The sequence below is a fragment of the Myceligenerans pegani genome (genome assembly GCF_014892515.1).
Lineage (GTDB): Bacteria > Actinomycetota > Actinomycetes > Actinomycetales > Cellulomonadaceae > Myceligenerans > Myceligenerans pegani.
Map to the genome: position 1 here is coordinate 1 of NZ_JADBGR010000017.1, position 19,496 is coordinate 19,496.

Genomic DNA, 19,496 nt, shown 5'->3' on the forward strand with positions numbered 1-19,496 from the left:
CGCACACGGGGCGCGGGCCGACGTCTTTTTTGCCATGTATCAAAGCTCGCGGTACGCCCTCTGTACTGGTGAGAGGGAATCGTCGCTACGTCCCAGAGGGGTGGATGCCGGGTGCGCGTACCGGTGAGGAGGGCACGGGCACGTCGTGCGTGTCGGTGTGCCCCCGTATATTTGCAGGGTCCAGAACCGATACGTCCGTGTAGGCGGGCGACGAGACCCCGCATCGAGGCGATGACACGACGCTGCGACGTTCCGTCCGCACGAGAGTCCCACGACGCTCCCGGCTCCACGCTCGGGGAGCGCGCGGCGCATGCGCTGCTCGCCTACCGGGAGGGCCGCACGGATCGCCTGGACGCGGTCGTCCGGGAGACGACCCCGCTGCTGTGGGCGACGGTGCGCGCCCAGGGCGTGGGCCACGACGAGGCGGCCGACATCGTGCAGAACACCTGGGTGCAGCTCGTGAAGCATGCGGACCGCATCGAGGAGCCGCGCGCGGTGCTGAAGTGGCTGCTCACCACCGCCCGGCGGGCGGCATGGGACGCCGTGCGGAACGGCCGCGCGGACGCCGCGCTCCGGACGGACCTGCCCGAGGACGAGACCCGGCACGCCGCCCTGCCCGATGCCACGCCGTCCCCGGACGCCCAGGTGCTGGCCAAGGAGCGCGACCGGATCCTCTGGGCGGCGTTCGCCAAGCTGTCCGAGCGCTGCCGTGAGTTGCTGCACCTGGTCTCGCTCGCGGACCGCCCCGACTACCGGATGATCTCGGCCGCGGTCGGCATGCCGGTCGGGAGCATCGGGGCGACGCGCGGCCGGTGCCTCGCCAAGCTGCGGACCGAGCTGGACCGCATGGGGGGTGGCGCGTGGATCTGAACGGGGAGGACCTCCCGGAGATCCGGGACGACGAACTCGCGTACTCACCCACGGAGCCGATGGACGACGCCGATCGCGCCGTCCTCGCGCACCTCGCCGACGTCGCGGACCGGATCGACCCGATGCCCGGTGATCTCGTCGAGCGGTCGCTGTTCGCGGCGACGCTCGCGGGACTCGAGGCCGAGATGATGGAGGCCGTGCACGTGGCCGAGCCGTTGGCCGGGATGCGCTCGGCGACGGCACCCGCGGAGGGCGTACCGACCGAGGCGCGGACGATCTCCTTCACCCACGGCGACCTCACGCTGATGATCCAGCTCTCCGCCGAGCGTGCCGGCCGGATCCGCGTGGACGGCTGGATCGCGGTGTCGACGCCGTCGTACACGGTCGAGCTGCACCGGCCGGGCGCGGATCCGGAGACGACCGAGGCCGACGAGGACGGGCGCTTCTCGTTCCCGGCGGTGAGGCCGGGCCCGGCGAGCCTGATCGTGCGGCGGCCGACGTCCGACGGCGGAGCGGTGAGCACGCCCGTGATCGAACTGTAGTGAGGCGCCGGCGCGCATTTTCGTGGCCTCGGGGGGAGGTCGTACAGCACAGTGGCCTGGGGGAGGCCGCATCGGCGCGGCGAAGGCATTCGACGAACGAGAGGTGACCCCTGTGAGCATGTTCCCCGAGACCCCGCACGTACGAGACCACACCGGCGGGTGGCGGCCGGTCCGGGATCTCGATCCGGATTCGGTGCGCTGCCGCCGGGAGGTCTCCCTGGCGCCGACGCGCTACGTGGCGGACCGTCTGATCCTGCGGACCACGCCGGGCGACGACCCGGACCCGCTGCTGGACCTGCTGCGGGAGCGGGCGGCCGCACGGAACCTCGAGCTCGAGGAGGAGCGCCTGGAGCGCGCGGCGTCGCGCGCCGAGGCGCCACGACCGGGTCTCGCCCTGCACGTCGCAGGCGAGGAAGGCGACGTGTGGGACCTGCTGGACGACATCGCCTCCGGGGTCGACACCGGCGAACGGAAGCGTATCGGGCTGGACCACGTCCTGGTGGCGCATCGGAACGGGGGCGGACTGCCGGTCCCCGGCGACCGGGAGCCCGCCCACAGGATCGGTCCGGCGCCACGCCGCCTGCTCGGCGACGGTCCGGCTCCGTGGCTCACCGAGAACGGGATGCGCCGTCCCGTCGTGGCCGTCGTCGACACCGGCATCGGGCCACACCCCTGGCTGGACGGCGATCGGCTGGTCATCCGTGACGCCGAGGTCGACGGTCGCCCCATCGGTACCTACACGGAGGACGAACCCGACACCACACCGGACGGCCTCACCCCGTACGCCGGGCACGGCACGTTCATCGCCGGTGTCGTGCATCAGATGTGCCCGGACGCGGCGATCCTCCCCGTCCGGGCGATGTCGACGGACGGACTCGTCCGTGAGTGGGACCTGACGCGCACGCTGGAGCGCCTGCTGGAGTACCACCTGCGCGGCCTCGCAGGTGGTGACGGCTACGCCCCGGTGGACGTCCTCGTGCTCGCCATGGGCTTCCGCCCGGAGGTCGTGGAGGACGACGACTACGAGGGGGTCCTCCGTGGCGTGCTGCGGGATCTACGCCGTGCGGGCGTGCTCGTCGTCGTGTCGGCCGGCAACGACGGAGACGACCGTGAGGTCTTCCCCGCCGCCTGGGCGCCGCATGTCCGACGGCTCGACGACCGCGTGGAACCGCTCGACCCGAGCGATCTGCGCCCGGAGTACCCTCCGATCCTGTCGGTCGCCGCATCCAACCCGAACGGAACGCTTGCGGACTTCAGCAACGACGGTCCCTGGGTCACGTGCGTGCGGCACGGCCGGGAGGTGGTGAGCACGATGCCGATCACCGCAGACGGCCCTCTGCAGCCCCAGTTCGTCGGCGACGACCCGCTGCGGGAGTCCACCGACCCCGACGACTACACCGGGGGCTTCGCGCAGTGGAGCGGAACGTCCTTCGCCGCGCCAGTCCTGGCCGGCGAGCTCGCCCAGGAACTCCTGGAGCGCCGGCAGGAAGGGCAGGAAGGGCACCGGGTGACCATGGCGTGGCGGGCCGTGCAGGCCGTGACGGGTCTGCCCGAACCGGTCGCCGCACCATAGGGCCGACACCGTGACGGTGGACGACACGTATCTCGAGTCGCTCGCAACCCGGCTCAAGGCGGCACGTGAGCTGAACAAGCGGGCGCGGTGGGCCGACGGTGAGGCCGCGTTCCGTGGTGTGCTCGACGAGATCGAGGCGATCGACGTCGATCGCCTCGACCGGGTACTGCGGCGCGCGTGGGACGGTCTCGCCGTGCGGGGCCATCTGGGCCTGTCGAACTCGGTCCTCCTGCGGACCGACTCGCTCGACGACGCGATGAAGCTCTGTGCGCGTGCCGAGGAACTCGCCACGGCATCGACCGATCCGTCACTGAGGACCCTGGTCCAGACACAGCGCGGAGTTCTTCTGATCCGCACCGGAAGCACGCGCGCAGCTCTCGAACACTTCTCCGAGGCGTGCGAGAACGCGGACATGCTCGAGGACGAGGAGAGGGCGATCCTGCTCCTGAACCGCGGCAACGCGCACAGCGAACTCGGCATGTTCGAGGCCGCCCTGCGCGACTACGAGGCGTCCTACATGCACGCGGCCGAGGCCGGGAACCTCATGTCCACCTCGTTCGCGCTCGGCAACATCGGGTACGCGCTGTACGCCATGGGTGACCTGCCCGGCGCCCTCGCGTCGATGGAGCGGTCGCACGACCTCACGCCGGACCGGGACGACGGCATCCCGCTCCTCGCACGCGCCGAGGTGCTGTTCGACAGCGGCCTGCTCGAGGACGCCGAACGCCTCCTGAGGACGGCCGTCGAACAGCTCGCCAGGGTGGGCTGGCCCGCCGACCACGCCGAGGCCGAATGGTTCCACGCCCGATGCCTGCTGGGCCTCCGCCAGTACGACGCGGCGCGCCGGACGGCACGGCGCGCCAGCCGCCGGTTCGCCGACGCGGGAAACCCTTCGATGGCGGCGCTCGCACAGGTCCTCGAGCTCGAGGCGGAGCTCGCCGGGACACGATTCGAGGCTCCCACGACCGCTGTGGCCCGCCGCCGGGCGGAGGCGGCGCTCGCGGTCGCCGAGGAGGGCGACGGGACCGGATCCTTTCTCGGCTATCACCCGGGCCACGCCGCCCGGCTCGTGGCCGCGCGCTGGCTCGTGCTCGCCGGCGACGTCGCCCGCGCACGCCGGGTGTTCGACGTCGTCGGCCGGGACGGCCCGGGCACGCCGCTGACCTTCCGCATCCAGCGCCTCGTCGTGGCGGCGCAGCTGGCCTTCGCCGAGCACAACCGGGCCCGGGGCCTGCGCGCCGTGCGCCAGGGCTTCCGGCTCCTGGCCGAGCACCGGTCGCGGCTCGGCGCGGTCGAGTCGGTGACGGCTGCGGCCGTGCACGGCGTCGACCTGGCGCTCGTGGACGTCGGCGCCGCGCTGGAGACCGGGCGGCCGACGGCGTTCTTCGACGCATTGGAACGCGGTCGCTCCACGTTCGCCGGCCCCGGCCGTGTCACCCCGCCTGACGACCCCGAGGCCGCCGAGCTCCTCGCCGAGGCCCGTGGCCTGCTGGGGCGCGCCCGGGAGCTTCCCGCGGACGGGGAGCACGCCGCCGAACGGGAGGACCTGACCCGGCGCGCCGGAGCGATCCAGAACAAGGCGCGGGAACGCTCGTGGTTGCACGCGGGAGACGCCGAGGTCGACCAGCCCGTCACCGCGCGCGAGACGGTGCGGGCCCTTGGAGGCGGCGCCGTCGTCGCCAACTTCGCGGTCTTCGGCGGACGCCTCCGCGCCGTCCGGGTCGACGACCGGGGCGCCGTGCTCCTCGACCTCGGCGAGCCCGCCGCCGTCGAGGAGCACGTGCGCCGCGTCCGGGCCGACATCGCCGTCGCCGCCAACGAACACATCCCGCCGCCGCTGCGCGCGGCCGCGCAGGCATCCCTCGCACGCTCCCTCAAGACGCTGGACGACGCCGTCATCGCTCCGCTGGGAGCCGATGGCGACCTGCACGTCGTGGCCCGCGAACCCCTGCTGGGCATTCCGTGGACCGCGCTGCCGTCGCGGCAGGGCCGGCGTACGTCGGTCAACTCGCACGTGGCGCGCGGTCGCCGGGACGCGCACCCCGGCACCGGCCACCGCCTGCTCGCCGCGGCCGGGCCCGGAGTCGCCCACGGCGCGGGCGAGGCCGGCGCGGTCGGCACGGAGTGGCCGGGCGCGACCGTACTCACCGGCGGGTCGGCGACCACCGCTGCCGTCCGCGAGGCGCTCGCCACCCACGACGTCGTCCACCTCGCCGCCCACGGTCGGCATGACGCCGACAACCCGCTCTTCGCCTCGATCGAGCTGGCCGACGGCCCCCTGTTCGCCCACGAACTCGACGGCATGCGGCTGCCCGGATCCGTCGTGGTGCTGGCCGCCTGCGAGGTCGGCGGCTCCTCCGAGGTGGTGGGGGGAGAAGTGCTGGGCCTCACCTCGGTCCTGCTTCGCCTCGGCGCCCGGGCCGTCATCGCGGCGGTCGCGCCCCTGCCCGACGCCCTCGCCGCCCAGGTCATGCCCCGCTTCCACGCCCACCTCCGAACCACGGACGACCCGGAGGCGGCGCTCGCGGCGGCCTGCGCGGAGGCGGACCAGCCGGTCCCGCTGGTCTGCTTCGCGGGCCTCTCGGGCCTCTGACCCGCCGGTGGGCTGTGGCGAGGCGCACGTGCGCGCCGGCCGCCGTCGTCGCGCGTCTCGTGTACTCTTGTGCGGTAACCACAGACCGCCGGTCGTCCGACGCTGCCCGGGAACGGGGAGCGAAGGTCCGAAGTCCCGCTGACACGCGGAGGCCTGCGCAGGTGAACGACGACGATCCGTCCGGCCCTCGTGGCCGCATGTGTTCCGAGCCCCGTGCGCCTGCGCCGGGGCTTCTTTCGTTCCGAGGGAGTCGTTCCGGGCTCACGCCCGGGGGACGGCGGTACCACCACCGGAAGGATTGCCATGGCGAGGCCGGACAAGGCAGCCGCCGTCGCGGAGATCGCGGACAAGCTCCGCGGGTCCAACGCGGCCGTGCTGACCGAGTACCGCGGGCTCACCGTCGCGCAGCTCAAGGAACTGCGCCGGTCGCTCAGCGGCAACGCAACCTACGCCGTGGTGAAGAACACGCTGACGGGGATCGCGGCCAAGGAGGCCGGTGTCGAGGGTCTCGACGCCGACCTGAAGGGCCCGTCCGCCATCGCATTCGTGACCGGGGATCCGGTCGAGGCTGCGAAGGGTCTGCGTGACTTCGCCAAGGCGAACCCCGCGCTGGTCATCAAGGGCGGTGTCCTCGACGGGAACGCCCTGACCGCCGCGGAGATCACGAAGCTCGCGGACCTCGAGTCCCGCGAGGTTCTGCTGGCCAAGGTGGCCGGCGGCCTGAAGGCCACGCTGACCCGTGCGGCGTACGCGTTCACCGCCAAGCCCGCACAGGTCGCCCGCATCATCGATGCCCTGCGTCAGAAGCAGGAATCGGAGGGTGCCGCCGCCTGACGGGCGGTGGTACCGGAACACAACCCCCTGCTTCCGGCGGGCACCGCCCCGCGAAGCGCTGAAGTGAAAGGAACGCCATCATGGCGAAGCTCAGCACCGACGAGCTCCTGTCCGCCTTCGAGGAGCTCACGCTCATCGAGCTCTCCGAGTTCGTGAAGGCCTTCGAGGAGAAGTTCGACGTCACCGCCGCCGCCCCGGCCGCCGTGGCCGTTGCCCCCGCCGCGGGCGGTGGCGACGCCGGCGCCGCCGCCGAGGAGGAGAAGTCGGAGTTCGACGTCATCCTCACGGCCGCCGGTGACAAGAAGATCGGCGTCATCAAGGAGGTGCGCGCCCTCACGTCCCTCGGCCTGAAGGAGGCCAAGGACCTGGTGGACGGCGCCCCGAAGCCGGTCCTCGAGGGTGCCAGCAAGGAAGACGCGGAGAAGGCCAAGGCCGCCCTGGAGGGCGCCGGCGCCACCGTCGAGCTCAAGTGAGCCGACCTCTGCCCTCGGGCAGATGATCGTCCGGCCGGCCACGCGTCGTCGTCGGGCGTCATCGCTGACGCGAGGCCCGCACGCCCGGAATGCCGGGGTGCGGGCCTCGTGCCGTCTTGTCGCGTCGGTGCGGATGCGCACCAATTTCCGGATCCACCACGGTTCGGCGTGCACGTCAGGCGGCAAGTAGACATACTTGAAGTGAATAGGTATGCTAGCGCTTTGCGCCCGCGTGTGCCCTCGACGCCGCCACACTGCTTCCCGAACGACCTGGTCACGCCCCTGGACGGGGTGTCCACGGACCACCGGTGAAGCCGGCCGAGCTTCCTGCCGCACCCGAGCGTACAGCGTTCACCCCGTACTGCAGGGAAGGACCCCTCTTGGCTGCCTCGCGCACCCCTTCAGCACCGTCCGCCGACGCCATCGCGAACCGTACCGCTTCCCGCCGCGTCTCCTTCGCCAAGATCCACGAACCGCTCGAAGTTCCCGACCTGCTCGGTCTGCAGACCGAGAGCTTCGACTGGCTGCTCGGCAACGCCGATTGGCAGGCCCGGGTCGAAGCCGCGAAGGCCGGCGGCCGGAACGACGTCCCGGAGGCTTCCGGTCTGGAAGAGATCTTCGAGGAGATCTCGCCGATCGAGGACTTCGGTCAGTCGATGTCCCTGTCGTTCTCCAACCACCGCTTCGAGCCGCCGAAGTACTCGGCGGACGAGTGCAAGGAGAAGGACTTCACGTTCGCCGCCCCGTTGTTCGTGACCGCGGAGTTCGTGAACTACACCACCGGTGAGATCAAGAGCCAGACCGTGTTCATGGGTGACTTCCCGCTCATGACCGAGCGCGGCACGTTCATCATCAACGGCACCGAGCGCGTCGTCGTGTCGCAGCTCGTGCGCAGCCCGGGCGTGTACTTCGAGCGCACCCCGGACAAGACCAGCGACAAGGACGTCTTCTCGGCCAAGGTGATCCCGTCGCGCGGTGCGTGGCTGGAGTTCGAGATCGACAAGCGCGACGCCGTCGGCGTGCGCGTCGACCGCAAGCGTAAGCAGCCGGTCACGGTGCTCCTGAAGGCGCTCGGCCTGGCCGAGGCCCAGATCCGCGAGGAGTTCGCCGACTTCCCGTCGGTGCTGGACACCCTGGAGAAGGACCACGTCCACACCGAGGACGAGGCGCTCATCGACCTGTACCGCAAGATCCGCCCGGGCGAGCCGCCGACGGTCGAGGCCGGCCGCACGCTGCTGGAGAACTTCTACTTCAACCCGAAGCGTTACGACCTGGCGAAGGTCGGCCGGTACAAGCTCGGCAAGAAGGTCGGCACGGACGCCCCGCTGACGGAGTCGACGCTGTCGGTGGCCGACATCGTCGCGACGATCAAGTACCTCGCCGCCCTGCATGCCGACGTCGACACCATCGGTGGGACGCGGAACGGCGAGCCCGTCGAGGTGCGCGTCGAGACGGACGACATCGACCACTTCGGCAACCGCCGTATCCGCGCGGTGGGCGAGCTCATCCAGAACCAGGTGCGCACGGGCCTGTCGCGGATGGAGCGCGTCGTGCGCGAGCGCATGACGACGCAGGACGTCGAGGCGATCACGCCGCAGACGCTGATCAACATCCGTCCCGTCGTGGCGTCGATCCGGGAGTTCTTCGGCACCTCCCAGCTGTCGCAGTTCATGGACCAGAACAACCCGCTGGCCGGCCTGACGCACAAGCGCCGCCTGTCCGCGCTCGGCCCGGGCGGTCTCTCGCGTGACCGCGCGGGCATGGAGGTCCGCGACGTCCACCCGTCGCACTACGGCCGCATGTGCCCGATCGAGACCCCGGAAGGCCCGAACATCGGCCTGATCGGCTCGCTCGCGTCGTTCGGCCGGATCAACCCGTTCGGCTTCATCGAGACGCCGTACCGCAAGGTCGTGGACGGCCGCGTCACGGACCAGGTCGAGTACCTGACCTCCGACGACGAGGACCGCCACGTCATCGCGCAGGCGAACACCGCGCTGACCGCGGACGGCGCCTTCGCGGCCGACCGCGTGCTGGTCCGCACCAAGGGCGGCGAGACGAACGACGTGCCGGCAACCGACGTCGACTACATGGACGTCTCGCCGCGCCAGATGGTGTCGGTCGCCACCGCGCTGATCCCGTTCCTCGAGCACGACGACGCGAACCGCGCGCTCATGGGCGCCAATATGCAGCGCCAGGCCGTGCCGCTGGTCCGCTCGGAGATGCCGGTGGTCGGTACGGGCATGGAGCGCCGCGCGGCGATCGACGCGGGCGACGTGATCGTGGCCACCAAGCCCGGCGTGGTCACCGAGGTGTCCGCCGACCTGATCCTCGTCGCGAACGACGACGGCACGACCGGCTCCTACCGCGTGCACAAGTTCATCCGCTCGAACCAGGGCACCAGCTACAACCAGCGGGTGCTCGTGGACGAGGGGCAGCGCGTCGAGGTCGGCTCGGTCCTGGCGGACGGCCCGGCCACCGACGAGGGCGAGCTCGCCCTGGGCAAGAACCTGCTCGTGGCGTTCATGTCGTGGGAGGGCCACAACTACGAGGACGCGATCATCCTGAGCCAGCGGCTCGTGGAGGACGACGTGCTGTCCTCGATCCACATCGAGGAGCACGAGGTCGATGCGCGCGACACGAAGCTCGGCCCCGAGGAGATCACGCGGGACATCCCGAACGTCTCCGAGGAGGTCCTGGGCGACCTCGACGAGCGCGGCATCGTCCGGATCGGTGCCGAGGTGGGGGCCGGCGACATCCTGGTCGGCAAGGTCACCCCGAAGGGCGAGACCGAGCTGACCCCGGAGGAGCGCCTGCTCCGCGCGATCTTCGGCGAGAAGGCGCGCGAGGTGCGCGACACCTCGCTGAAGGTGCCCCACGGCGAGTCCGGCACGGTCATCGCGGTGCGCGAGTTCAACCGGGAGGACGGCGACGAGCTGCCCGCCGGCGTGAACCAGCTGGTGCGCGTCTACATCGCGAACCGCCGCAAGATCACCGTGGGTGACAAGCTGGCCGGCCGCCACGGCAACAAGGGCGTCATCTCGAAGATCCTGCCGGTCGAGGACATGCCGTTCCTCGCGGACGGCACGCCGGTCGATGTCATCCTGAACCCGCTGGGCGTGCCCGGCCGCATGAACGTCGGCCAGGTCCTGGAGACGCACCTCGGGTGGGTCGCCAAGCAGGGCTGGGACGTCTCCGAGGCCGAGGACCCGAACGCCGGGTGGCTGGACAACGTGCCCGAGATCGCGCGTTCGAGCGAGCCGGGCAACCCGGTCGCCACGCCGGTGTTCGACGGTCTGCAGGAGGACGCGCTGCGCGGCCTCATCTCGACGACGCGGCCGAACCGCGACGGCGAGCGCATGGTGGGCCTGGACGGCAAGGCGCGGCTGTTCGACGGCCGCTCCGGCGAGCCGTTCCCGGAGCCGATCTCGACGGGCTACATGTACATCCTGAAGCTCCACCACCTGGTGGACGACAAGATCCACGCCCGCTCGACCGGTCCGTACTCGATGATCACGCAGCAGCCGCTGGGTGGTAAGGCGCAGTTCGGTGGTCAGCGCTTCGGCGAGATGGAGGTGTGGGCCCTGGAGGCGTACGGCGCCGCCTACACGCTGCAGGAGCTGCTCACCATCAAGTCCGACGACGTCCCCGGGCGCGTCAAGGTCTACGAGGCCATCGTCAAGGGCGAGAACATCCCCGACTCGGGTATCCCGGAGTCCTTCAAGGTGCTCCTGAAGGAGATGCAGTCGCTCTGCCTGAACGTGGAGGTGCTGTCCAGCGACGGCGCCGCCATCGAGATGAAGGAGTCCGACGACGAGGTGTACCGCGCCGCGGAGGAGCTCGGGATCGACCTGTCCCGGCGCCCCAACTCGGCGTCCACCGTCGACGAGATCTGAAACCGGGTCCGTCCCGGAACACCAGGATTTTTCGAGAACGCTTTGAGGAAGTAGGACACCTTGCTCGACGTCAACATCTTCGACGAGCTGCGCATCGGCCTCGCCACGGCCGACAACATCCGCGCCTGGTCGCACGGCGAGGTCAAGAAGCCCGAGACCATCAACTACCGCACCCTGAAGCCGGAGAAGGACGGGCTCTTCTGCGAGAAGATCTTCGGACCCACCCGGGACTGGGAGTGCTACTGCGGCAAGTACAAGCGCGTGCGCTTCAAGGGCATCATCTGCGAGCGCTGCGGTGTGGAGGTCACGCGCTCCAAGGTGCGTCGTGAGCGCATGGCCCACATCGAGCTGGCCGCCCCCGTCACGCACATCTGGTTCTTCAAGGGCGTGCCCTCGCGCCTCGGCTACCTGCTGGACCTGGCGCCGAAGGACCTGGAGAAGGTCATCTACTTCGCCGCGTACATGATCACCTCGGTCGACGAGGAGGCGCGCCAGGAGGACCTGCCCAACCTGCAGAACGAGATCGACCTCGAGAAGAAGGAGATCACGGACCGCAGGGACAACGAGATCAACGCCCGGGCGACCAAGCTCGAGCAGGATCTCGCCGAGCTGGAGGCCGAGGGCGCCAAGGCCGACGCGCGCCGCAAGGTGCGCGACTCCGCCGAGCGCGAGATGGCCCAGCTGCGCAAGCGCGCGGACCAGGAGCTGGACCGCCTGGAGCAGGTCTGGGACCGCTTCAAGAACCTCAAGGTCGCGGACCTCGAGGGTGACGAACTGCTGTACCGCGCCCTGCAGGACCGCTACGGCACGTACTTCGAGGGCGCCATGGGCGCGGCCGCGATCCAGAAGCGCCTGGAGACCTTCGACCTGGAGGCCGAGGCCGAGGCGCTGAAGGAGACCATCCGTACGGGCAAGGGGCAGCGCAAGACGCGCGCGCTCAAGCGCCTCAAGGTCGTCAACGCGTTCCTCACCACGACGAACTCGCCGACGGCGATGGTGCTCGACGCCGTCCCGGTCATCCCGCCGGACCTGCGCCCGATGGTGCAGCTCGACGGTGGCCGCTTCGCGACGTCGGACCTGAACGACCTGTACCGCCGCGTCATCAACCGCAACAACCGCCTCAAGCGGCTGCTGGACCTGGGCGCGCCGGAGATCATCGTCAACAACGAGAAGCGGATGCTCCAGGAGGCCGTGGACTCGCTGTTCGACAACGGCCGCCGGGGCCGGCCCGTCACGGGCCCGGGCAACCGACCGCTGAAGTCGATCTCCGACATGCTCAAGGGCAAGCAGGGCCGGTTCCGACAGAACCTGCTCGGCAAGCGCGTCGACTACTCGGGCCGTTCGGTCATCGTGGTCGGCCCGCAGCTCAAGCTGCACCAGTGCGGTCTGCCGAAGCAGATGGCGCTCGAGCTGTTCAAGCCGTTCGTGATGAAGCGCCTGGTCGAGCTGAACCACGCGCAGAACATCAAGTCGGCGAAGCGCATGGTCGAGCGCACGCGACCGGTCGTGTGGGACGTGCTCGAGGAGGTCATCACCGAGCACCCCGTCCTGCTGAACCGTGCGCCGACGCTGCACCGCCTGGGCATCCAGGCGTTCGAGCCGCAGCTCGTCGAGGGCAAGGCGATCCACCTGCACCCGCTCGTGTGCGCCGCGTTCAACGCGGACTTCGACGGCGACCAGATGGCGGTCCACCTGCCGCTGAGCGCCGAGGCGCAGGCGGAGGCCCGGATCCTCATGCTGTCCAGCAACAACATCCTCAAGCCGTCGGACGGCCGCCCGGTGACCATGCCCTCGCAGGACATGATCATCGGCCTGCACCACCTGACGAGCGACCGTCCGGGCGCCGTCGGCGAGGGCCGGGCGTTCTCGTCGGTGGCGGAGGCTCTCATGGCGTTCGACCGCCACGAGCTGGACATCAACGCCACGATCAAGCTGCGCATCGACGACCTGGTGCCGCCGAAGGGCTTCGAGACCCCGGAGGGCTGGGAAGAGGGCCAGCCGATCCTGTTCGAGACCACGCTCGGCCGGTACCTGTTCAACGAGACGCTCCCGGTCGACTACCCGTACGAGAACGGCGTGGCCGACAAGAAGCGCCTCTCGGCGATCGTCAACGACCTGGCGGAGCGGTACCCGAAGGTCGAGGTCGCCGCGGCGCTCGACGCGCTGAAGGACGCCGGCTACTACTGGGCGACCCGCTCGGGCGTCACGATCGCGATCAGCGACGTGGCCGCGCCGGAGGCGAAGGCCCAGATCCTCGACGAGCACGAGGCTCGCGCCCTGAAGGTGCAGCAGCAGTTCGAGCGCGGTCTGATCACCGACGACGAGCGCCGTCAGGAGCTCATCGAGCTGTGGACCCAGGCGACGGACAAGGTCGCCCAGGTCATGCGCGAGAACCTCGAGTCCGACTCGCGCAACACCGTGCTCCGCATGGTGGGTTCCGGTGCTCGTGGTAACTGGATGCAGGTCCGTCAGATCGCCGGTATGCGCGGTCTCGTGGCGAACCCGAAGGGCGAGATCATTCCCCGCCCGATCAAGTCCAACTACCGCGAGGGACTGTCCGTCCTCGAGTACTTCATCGCGACGCACGGCGCGCGCAAGGGTCTCGCGGACACCGCCCTCCGTACGGCGGACTCGGGATACCTGACCCGTCGCCTGGTGGACGTCTCGCAGGACGTGATCATCCGCGAGGAGGACTGCGGCACCCAGCGGGGTCTCACCCACCCGGTCGCCGAGAAGCTCGACGACGGTTCGCTGGTCCCGCACCCGCTGGTCGAGACGAGCGTCTACGGCCGGACGTTCGCGACCGACGTCGTCGACGCGGACGGGAACGTCGTGGCCGGCGCCGGTGAGGACTGCGGTGACGTGGCCATCGCGGCCGTCGTCGCGGCGGGCGTCGTCGACGTCAAGGTGCGCTCGGTGCTCACCTGCGAGTCCCGTGTGGGCGCGTGCGCCAAGTGCTACGGCCGCTCCCTGGCCACGGGCAAGCTCGTGGACATCGGCGAGGCCGTCGGCATCATCGCGGCGCAGTCCATCGGTGAGCCCGGTACCCAGCTGACGATGCGGACGTTCCACACCGGTGGTGTGGCCGCCGCGGAGGACATCACGCAGGGTCTGCCGCGTGTCACGGAGCTCTTCGAGGCCCGCACCCCGAAGGGTGAGGCGCCGATCGCGGAGTTCACCGGCACGATCTCCATCGAGGACACCGAGCGGACGCGGCACATCGTCCTCAAGCCGGACGACGGCGCGGAGGAGATCAAGTACCCGGTCACCAAGCGCGCGACGCTGCTCGTGCACGACGGCGACCACGTGGCCGTCGGCACCCAGTTCGTCAAGGGCGCCGTCGACCCGAAGAAGGTGCTGCGCATCCTCGGCCCGCGTGCCACGCAGAGCCACCTCGTGGAGCAGGTCCAGGAGACCTACCGCTCGCAGGGCGTGGACATCCACGACAAGCACATCGAGGTCATCGTGCGGCAGATGCTGCGTCGCGTGACCGTGCTGGACTCGGGTGACTCCGACCTTCTGCCGGGTGAGCTCGCCGAGCGCATCCGCTTCGAGGACGCGAACCGCAAGGCGGTGGCGGAGGGCGGCCAGCCGGCCGCCGGCCGTCCGGAGCTGATGGGTATCACCAAGGCGTCGCTCGCCACCGACTCGTGGCTCTCGGCGGCCTCCTTCCAGGAGACCACCCGGGTGCTCACCGAGGCGGCGATGAGCGGTCGGCGTGACCCGCTGCTGGGCCTCAAGGAGAACGTCATCATCGGTAAGCTCATCCCCTCCGGCACGGGTCTGGCCCGCTACCGGAACGTGGAGGTCGAGCCGACCGAGCAGGCCAAGGCGGAGCTGTACCCGAGCTTCGGGTACGACGACATCGACTTCCCGACGCTCGGCATGGGCTCGGGCGAGGCGATCCCGCTGGAGGACCTGGACTTCGGCGACTTCCGCTGACCGACGATGTCACCGTCCGACGGCGGCCGGGGCACGTTCCGTACGAAACGTGTCCCGGCCGCCGTCGGGCATCTGAGGTCATGGACCTCACAGTCATTTCGTTTTGACCGCCCGCGAGGCCGCGGGTAGCCTTGTTCAACGTGCCAGCGCCGTCTGGCCGCAAGATTCCGCGGATCGCCTCGTCGCGATCGTGTGGGAGCGGCCGACGCGAGTGCGCAGGCATCCCGGAGAAATCTCCCATGGCTTCGTGCTGCAGGTGAGATCGACCGGGCCATCGAGCCGGTGGTAGGTGGCGTTGCGGACCCGTAAGGGCCGCGGGTGCCGCGTGCGATCGGCACGCACCAGCCACAGACCAACGAAGGGCGTCGGCGGCACCCGCCGGCACCACCAGCTCGAGAGACGACGGAGACGTAGTGCCTACGATCCAGCAGCTCGTCCGCAAGGGCCGGAACTCCAAGGCCGGGAAGTCGAAGACCCCGGCGCTCAAGGGTTCCCCCCAGCGGCGCGGCGTGTGCACCCGCGTGTACACCACCACCCCCAAGAAGCCGAACTCGGCGCTCCGCAAGGTCGCGCGCGTGAAGCTCTCCACCGGCATCGAGGTCACCGCGTACATCCCCGGTGTCGGCCACAACCTGCAGGAGCACTCCATCGTGCTCGTGCGCGGCGGGCGTGTGAAGGACCTCCCGGGTGTTCGTTACAAGATCATCCGCGGCGCCCTCGACACGCAGGGCGTGAAGGGCCGCCAGCAGGCGCGCTCCCGCTACGGCGCCAAGAAGGAGAAGAGCTGATGCCCCGCAAGGGACCGGCCCCGAAGCGGCCGCTCATCGTCGACCCCGTGTACGGGTCCCCGGTCGTCACGCAGCTGATCAACAAGGTGCTGCTGGACGGCAAGAAGTCCACCGCCGAGGCGATCGTCTACGGCGCCCTCGAGGGTGTCCGCGGCAAGACGGACCAGGACCCGGTCGTCGTGCTGAAGCGCGCGCTGGACAACGTCCGCCCTGCGCTCGAGGTGCGCTCCCGCCGCGTCGGTGGCGCCACCTACCAGGTGCCGGTCGAGGTGCGCCCCTCGCGCTCCACGACGCTCGCGCTGCGCTGGCTGACCGACTTCTCCCGGGCCCGCCGCGAGAAGACGATGACCGAGCGTCTGATGAACGAGATCCTCGACGCGTCGAACGGTCTCGGTGCGGCGGTCAAGCGCCGCGAGGACATGCACAAGATGGCCGAGTCCAACAAGGCCTTCGCGCACTACCGCTGGTAATAGTTGCTCCGACGGCCCCGGTGACCACCGGGGCCTTCGGTGGATCCGCCTCGGCGGACCAGACCCACAGAGGGGTAAGAGACCGTGGCACTCGACGTGCTGACCGACCTGAAGAAGGTCCGCAATATCGGCATCATGGCCCACATCGATGCCGGCAAGACCACTACGACCGAGCGCATCCTCTTCTACACGGGTGTGAACTACAAGATCGGTGAGACGCACGACGGCGCCTCGACGATGGACTGGATGGCCCAGGAGCAGGAGCGCGGCATCACGATCACGTCCGCCGCGACGACGTGCTTCTGGAACGACAACCAGATCAACATCATCGACACGCCCGGCCACGTCGACTTCACGGTCGAGGTGGAGCGCTCGCTCCGCGTGCTCGACGGCGCCGTCGCGGTGTTCGACGGCAAGGAGGGCGTGGAGCCGCAGTCCGAGACGGTGTGGCGCCAGGCCGACAAGTACGACGTCCCCCGCATCTGCTTCGTCAACAAGATGGACAAGCTGGGCGCGGACTTCTACTTCACCGTCGACACGATCGTGAACCGCCTCAAGGCGAAGCCCCTCGTGATCCAGCTGCCGATCGGCGCGGAGAACGACTTCGAGGGCGTCGTCGACCTCGTCGAGATGAAGGCGCTCACCTGGCGTGGCGACACGAAGATGGGCGAGGAGTACGCCGTCGAGGAGATCCCGGCGGACCTCCAGGACAAGGCTCAGGAGTACCGCGAGCAGCTCGTCGAGGCCGTCGCCGAGGCGGACGAGGAGCTGCTGGAGAAGTACCTCGGCGGCGAGGCGCTGACCACGGCCGAGATCAAGGCGGGCATCCGCAAGCTGGTCATCTCGTCCGAGGCGTTCCCGGTGCTGTGCGGCTCCGCGTACAAGAACAAGGGCGTCCAGCCCATGCTCGACGCGGTGATCGACTACCTGCCGTCCCCGCTCGACGTGCCCTCCATCGAGGGCCACGACGTCAAGGACGCGGAGAAGGTCGTCGAGCGGCACGCCGACGCCACGGAGCCGTTCTCGGGCCTGGCGTTCAAGGTCGCGACCCACCCGTTCTTCGGCAAGCTCACGTACGTGCGCGTGTACTCCGGCAAGGTCTCCCAGGGCGCCCAGGTGTACAACACCACCAAGGGCAAGCGGGAGCGCATCGGGAAGCTCTTCCAGATGCACTCCAACAAGGAGAACCCGGTCGAGGAGGCGCAGGCAGGCCACATCTACGCGTTCATCGGCCTCAAGGATGTCACCACCGGTGACACCCTGAGCGACCCGAACGACCAGGTCATCCTGGAGTCGATGTCCTTCCCGGAGCCCGTCATCGACGTGGCGATCGAGCCGAAGACGAAGGCCGACCAGGAGAAGATGTCCACGGCGATCCAGAAGCTCCTCGACGAGGACCCGACGTATCGCATCTCGCTGGACGAGGAGACCGGCCAGACCGTCGTCGGCGGTATGGGCGAGCTCCACCTCGACATCCTCGTGGACCGCATGCGCCGCGAGTTCAAGGTCGAGGCCAATGTCGGTAAGCCTCAGGTGGCGTACCGCGAGACGATCCGTCGCAAGGCGGAGAAGATCGACTACACCCACAAGAAGCAGACGGGTGGCTCGGGCCAGTTCGCGAAGGTCCAGGTGACCTTCGAGCCGCTGGAGACCACGGAGGGCGAGCTCTACGAGTTCGCGAACGAGGTCACCGGCGGGCGTATCCCGCGCGAGTACATCCCGTCGGTGGACGCGGGCATCCAGTCGGCCATGGAACAGGGCGTGCTGGCCGGGTTCCCGGTCGTCGGTGTCAAGGCGACGCTGCTCGACGGCGCGTACCACGACGTCGACTCCTCGGAGATGGCGTTCAAGATCGCCGGCTCGATGGTGTTCAAGGAGGGCGTGCGGCGGGCCGACCCGGTGCTGCTCGAGCCCGTCATGGCCGTCGAGGTCCGTACGCCCGAGGAGTACATGGGCGACGTGATCGGCGACCTGAACTCGCGTCGTGGGATGATCCAGTCCATGGAGGACGCCACCGGTGTCAAGGTCGTTCGTGCCGCCGTACCGTTGAGCGAGATGTTCGGGTACATCGGTGACCTTCGGTCGAAGACCCAGGGGCGTGCCGTGTACTCGATGCAGTTCGACAGCTATGCCGAGGTTCCCAAGGCGGTTGCCGACGAGATCATCAAGAAGACCCGGGGCGAGTGAGTCCCCACAGGTCGAACCGTACAACCAACCTGTAGGAAGCCCGACGCCCCGCGGTTGTAGGCTCTCTCGCCGACACCCGCAACGTTCGGAACATCTACCCAAGTCCCAGGAGGACCCAAGTGGCTAAGGCCAAGTTCGAGCGGACCAAGCCGCACGTCAACATCGGCACGATCGGTCACGTCGACCACGGTAAGACGACGCTGACCGCCGCGATCTCGAAGGTGCTCGCCGACAAGTACCCGGACCTGCCGGCGAACACGCAGCGCAACTTCGACGAGATCGACGCCGCGCCGGAGGAGAAGCAGCGCGGCATCACGATCAACATCGCGCACATCGAGTACGAGACGCCGAAGCGCCACTACGCGCACGTTGACGCCCCCGGTCACGCCGACTACATCAAGAACATGATCACCGGTGCCGCCCAGATGGACGGCGCGATCCTGGTGGTCGCCGCGACCGACGGTCCGATGGCGCAGACGCGTGAGCACGTGCTGCTCGCCCGCCAGGTGGGCGTGCCCTACCTGCTGGTCGCGCTCAACAAGGCCGACATGGTCGAGGACGAGGAGCTCCTCGAGCTCGTCGAGATGGAGGTCCGCGAGCTGCTGTCGTCGCAGGAGTTCCCCGGCGACGACGTCCCGGTGGTCCGCGTCTCCGGCCTCAAGGCCCTTGAGGGCGACGCCGAGTGGACCGAGAAGGTCGTCGAGCTCATGGAGGCCGTCGACGAGAACGTCCCGGAGCCGCAGCGCGACCTCGATAAGCCGTTCCTGATGCCGATCGAGGACGTCTTCACGATCACCGGTCGTGGCACCGTCGTCACCGGCAAGGTGGAGCGCGGCACGCTCGACATCAACTCCGAGGTCGAGATCGTGGGTATCCGCGAGCCGCAGAAGACCACGGTCACCGGTATCGAGACGTTCCACAAGCAGATGGACCAGGCGCAGGCCGGCGACAACACCGGTCTGCTGCTGCGCGGCACGAAGCGCGAGGACGTCGAGCGTGGCCAGGTCGTCGTGAAGCCGGGTTCGATCACGCCGCACACCAACTTCGAGGCGCAGGTCTACATCCTGGGCAAGGACGAGGGCGGCCGTCACAACCCGTTCTTCTCGAACTACCGCCCGCAGTTCTACTTCCGCACCACGGACGTCACCGGCGTCATCACGCTGCCTGAGGGCACCGAGATGGTCATGCCGGGTGACAACACCGAGATGACGGTCGAGCTGATCCAGCCGATCGCCATGGAGGAGGGCCTCGGCTTCGCCATCCGTGAGGGTGGCCGCACGGTCGGTTCCGGCCGCGTCACCAAGATCCTCAAGTGATCTCGGCCTGACGGC

12 protein-coding genes are annotated in these 19,496 nt (G+C 69.4%); all 12 read left to right on the top strand.

Annotated features, from left to right (window positions below):
* Positions 1–231 precede the first annotated feature (231 nt).
* The 12 genes from IIE03_RS00860 (at position 232) to tuf (ending at position 19,481) form a co-directional block, all read left to right on the top strand.
* Entirely contained in the window at positions 232–870 is a 639-nt protein-coding gene (locus IIE03_RS00860; protein WP_192860846.1) for an RNA polymerase sigma factor, read from the top strand.
* A complete protein-coding gene (locus tag IIE03_RS00865) occupies positions 861–1,412 on the top strand; it encodes a peptidase associated/transthyretin-like domain-containing protein (protein ID WP_318842722.1) in 552 nt (183 codons plus the stop codon). Before IIE03_RS00860 ends, IIE03_RS00865 begins: the two co-directional genes overlap by 10 nt.
* Positions 1,413–1,530: 118 nt before the next feature.
* The gene (locus IIE03_RS00870; RefSeq protein WP_225997060.1) at positions 1,531–2,985 is read left to right on the top strand and encodes a S8 family peptidase; all 1,455 of its coding nucleotides are present in this window, start codon (positions 1,531–1,533) and stop codon (positions 2,983–2,985) included.
* A gap of 10 nt (positions 2,986–2,995) precedes the next feature.
* A complete protein-coding gene (locus tag IIE03_RS00875; RefSeq protein WP_192860848.1) occupies positions 2,996–5,578 on the top strand; it encodes a CHAT domain-containing protein in 2,583 nt (860 codons plus the stop codon).
* A 303-nt stretch (positions 5,579–5,881) separates the two neighbouring features.
* On the top strand, positions 5,882–6,412 hold the full coding sequence (gene rplJ / locus IIE03_RS00880; protein WP_192860849.1) for a 50S ribosomal protein L10: 531 nt from the start codon (positions 5,882–5,884) through the stop codon (positions 6,410–6,412).
* An 80-nt stretch (positions 6,413–6,492) separates the two neighbouring features.
* Complete coding sequence (gene rplL / locus IIE03_RS00885) at positions 6,493–6,885, top strand: 50S ribosomal protein L7/L12 (protein WP_192860850.1); 393 nt, start codon at positions 6,493–6,495, stop codon at positions 6,883–6,885.
* A gap of 380 nt (positions 6,886–7,265) precedes the next feature.
* The gene (gene rpoB, locus IIE03_RS00890) at positions 7,266–10,778 is read left to right on the top strand and encodes a DNA-directed RNA polymerase subunit beta (RefSeq protein WP_192860851.1); all 3,513 of its coding nucleotides are present in this window, start codon (positions 7,266–7,268) and stop codon (positions 10,776–10,778) included.
* Between the two features lie 60 nt (positions 10,779–10,838).
* Positions 10,839–14,720, top strand: coding sequence for a DNA-directed RNA polymerase subunit beta' (locus IIE03_RS00895; protein WP_192860852.1), 3,882 nt, complete (start codon positions 10,839–10,841; stop codon positions 14,718–14,720).
* A 413-nt stretch (positions 14,721–15,133) separates the two neighbouring features.
* Positions 15,134–15,508, top strand: a complete 375-nt coding sequence (gene rpsL, locus IIE03_RS00900; protein ID WP_192860853.1) for a 30S ribosomal protein S12 — start codon at positions 15,134–15,136, stop codon at positions 15,506–15,508.
* Positions 15,508–15,978, top strand: coding sequence for a 30S ribosomal protein S7 (gene rpsG, locus IIE03_RS00905; protein WP_192860854.1), 471 nt, complete (start codon positions 15,508–15,510; stop codon positions 15,976–15,978). The genes rpsL and rpsG overlap by 1 nt, the downstream gene beginning before the upstream one ends.
* An 84-nt stretch (positions 15,979–16,062) precedes the next feature.
* Positions 16,063–18,165: an elongation factor G gene (fusA, locus tag IIE03_RS00910; RefSeq protein WP_192860855.1), complete on the top strand. Its 2,103-nt coding sequence runs from the start codon at positions 16,063–16,065 to the stop codon at positions 18,163–18,165.
* A gap of 119 nt (positions 18,166–18,284) precedes the next feature.
* Complete coding sequence (tuf, locus tag IIE03_RS00915) at positions 18,285–19,481, top strand: elongation factor Tu (RefSeq protein ID WP_192860856.1); 1,197 nt, start codon at positions 18,285–18,287, stop codon at positions 19,479–19,481.
* Positions 19,482–19,496: the final 15 nt, after the last annotated feature.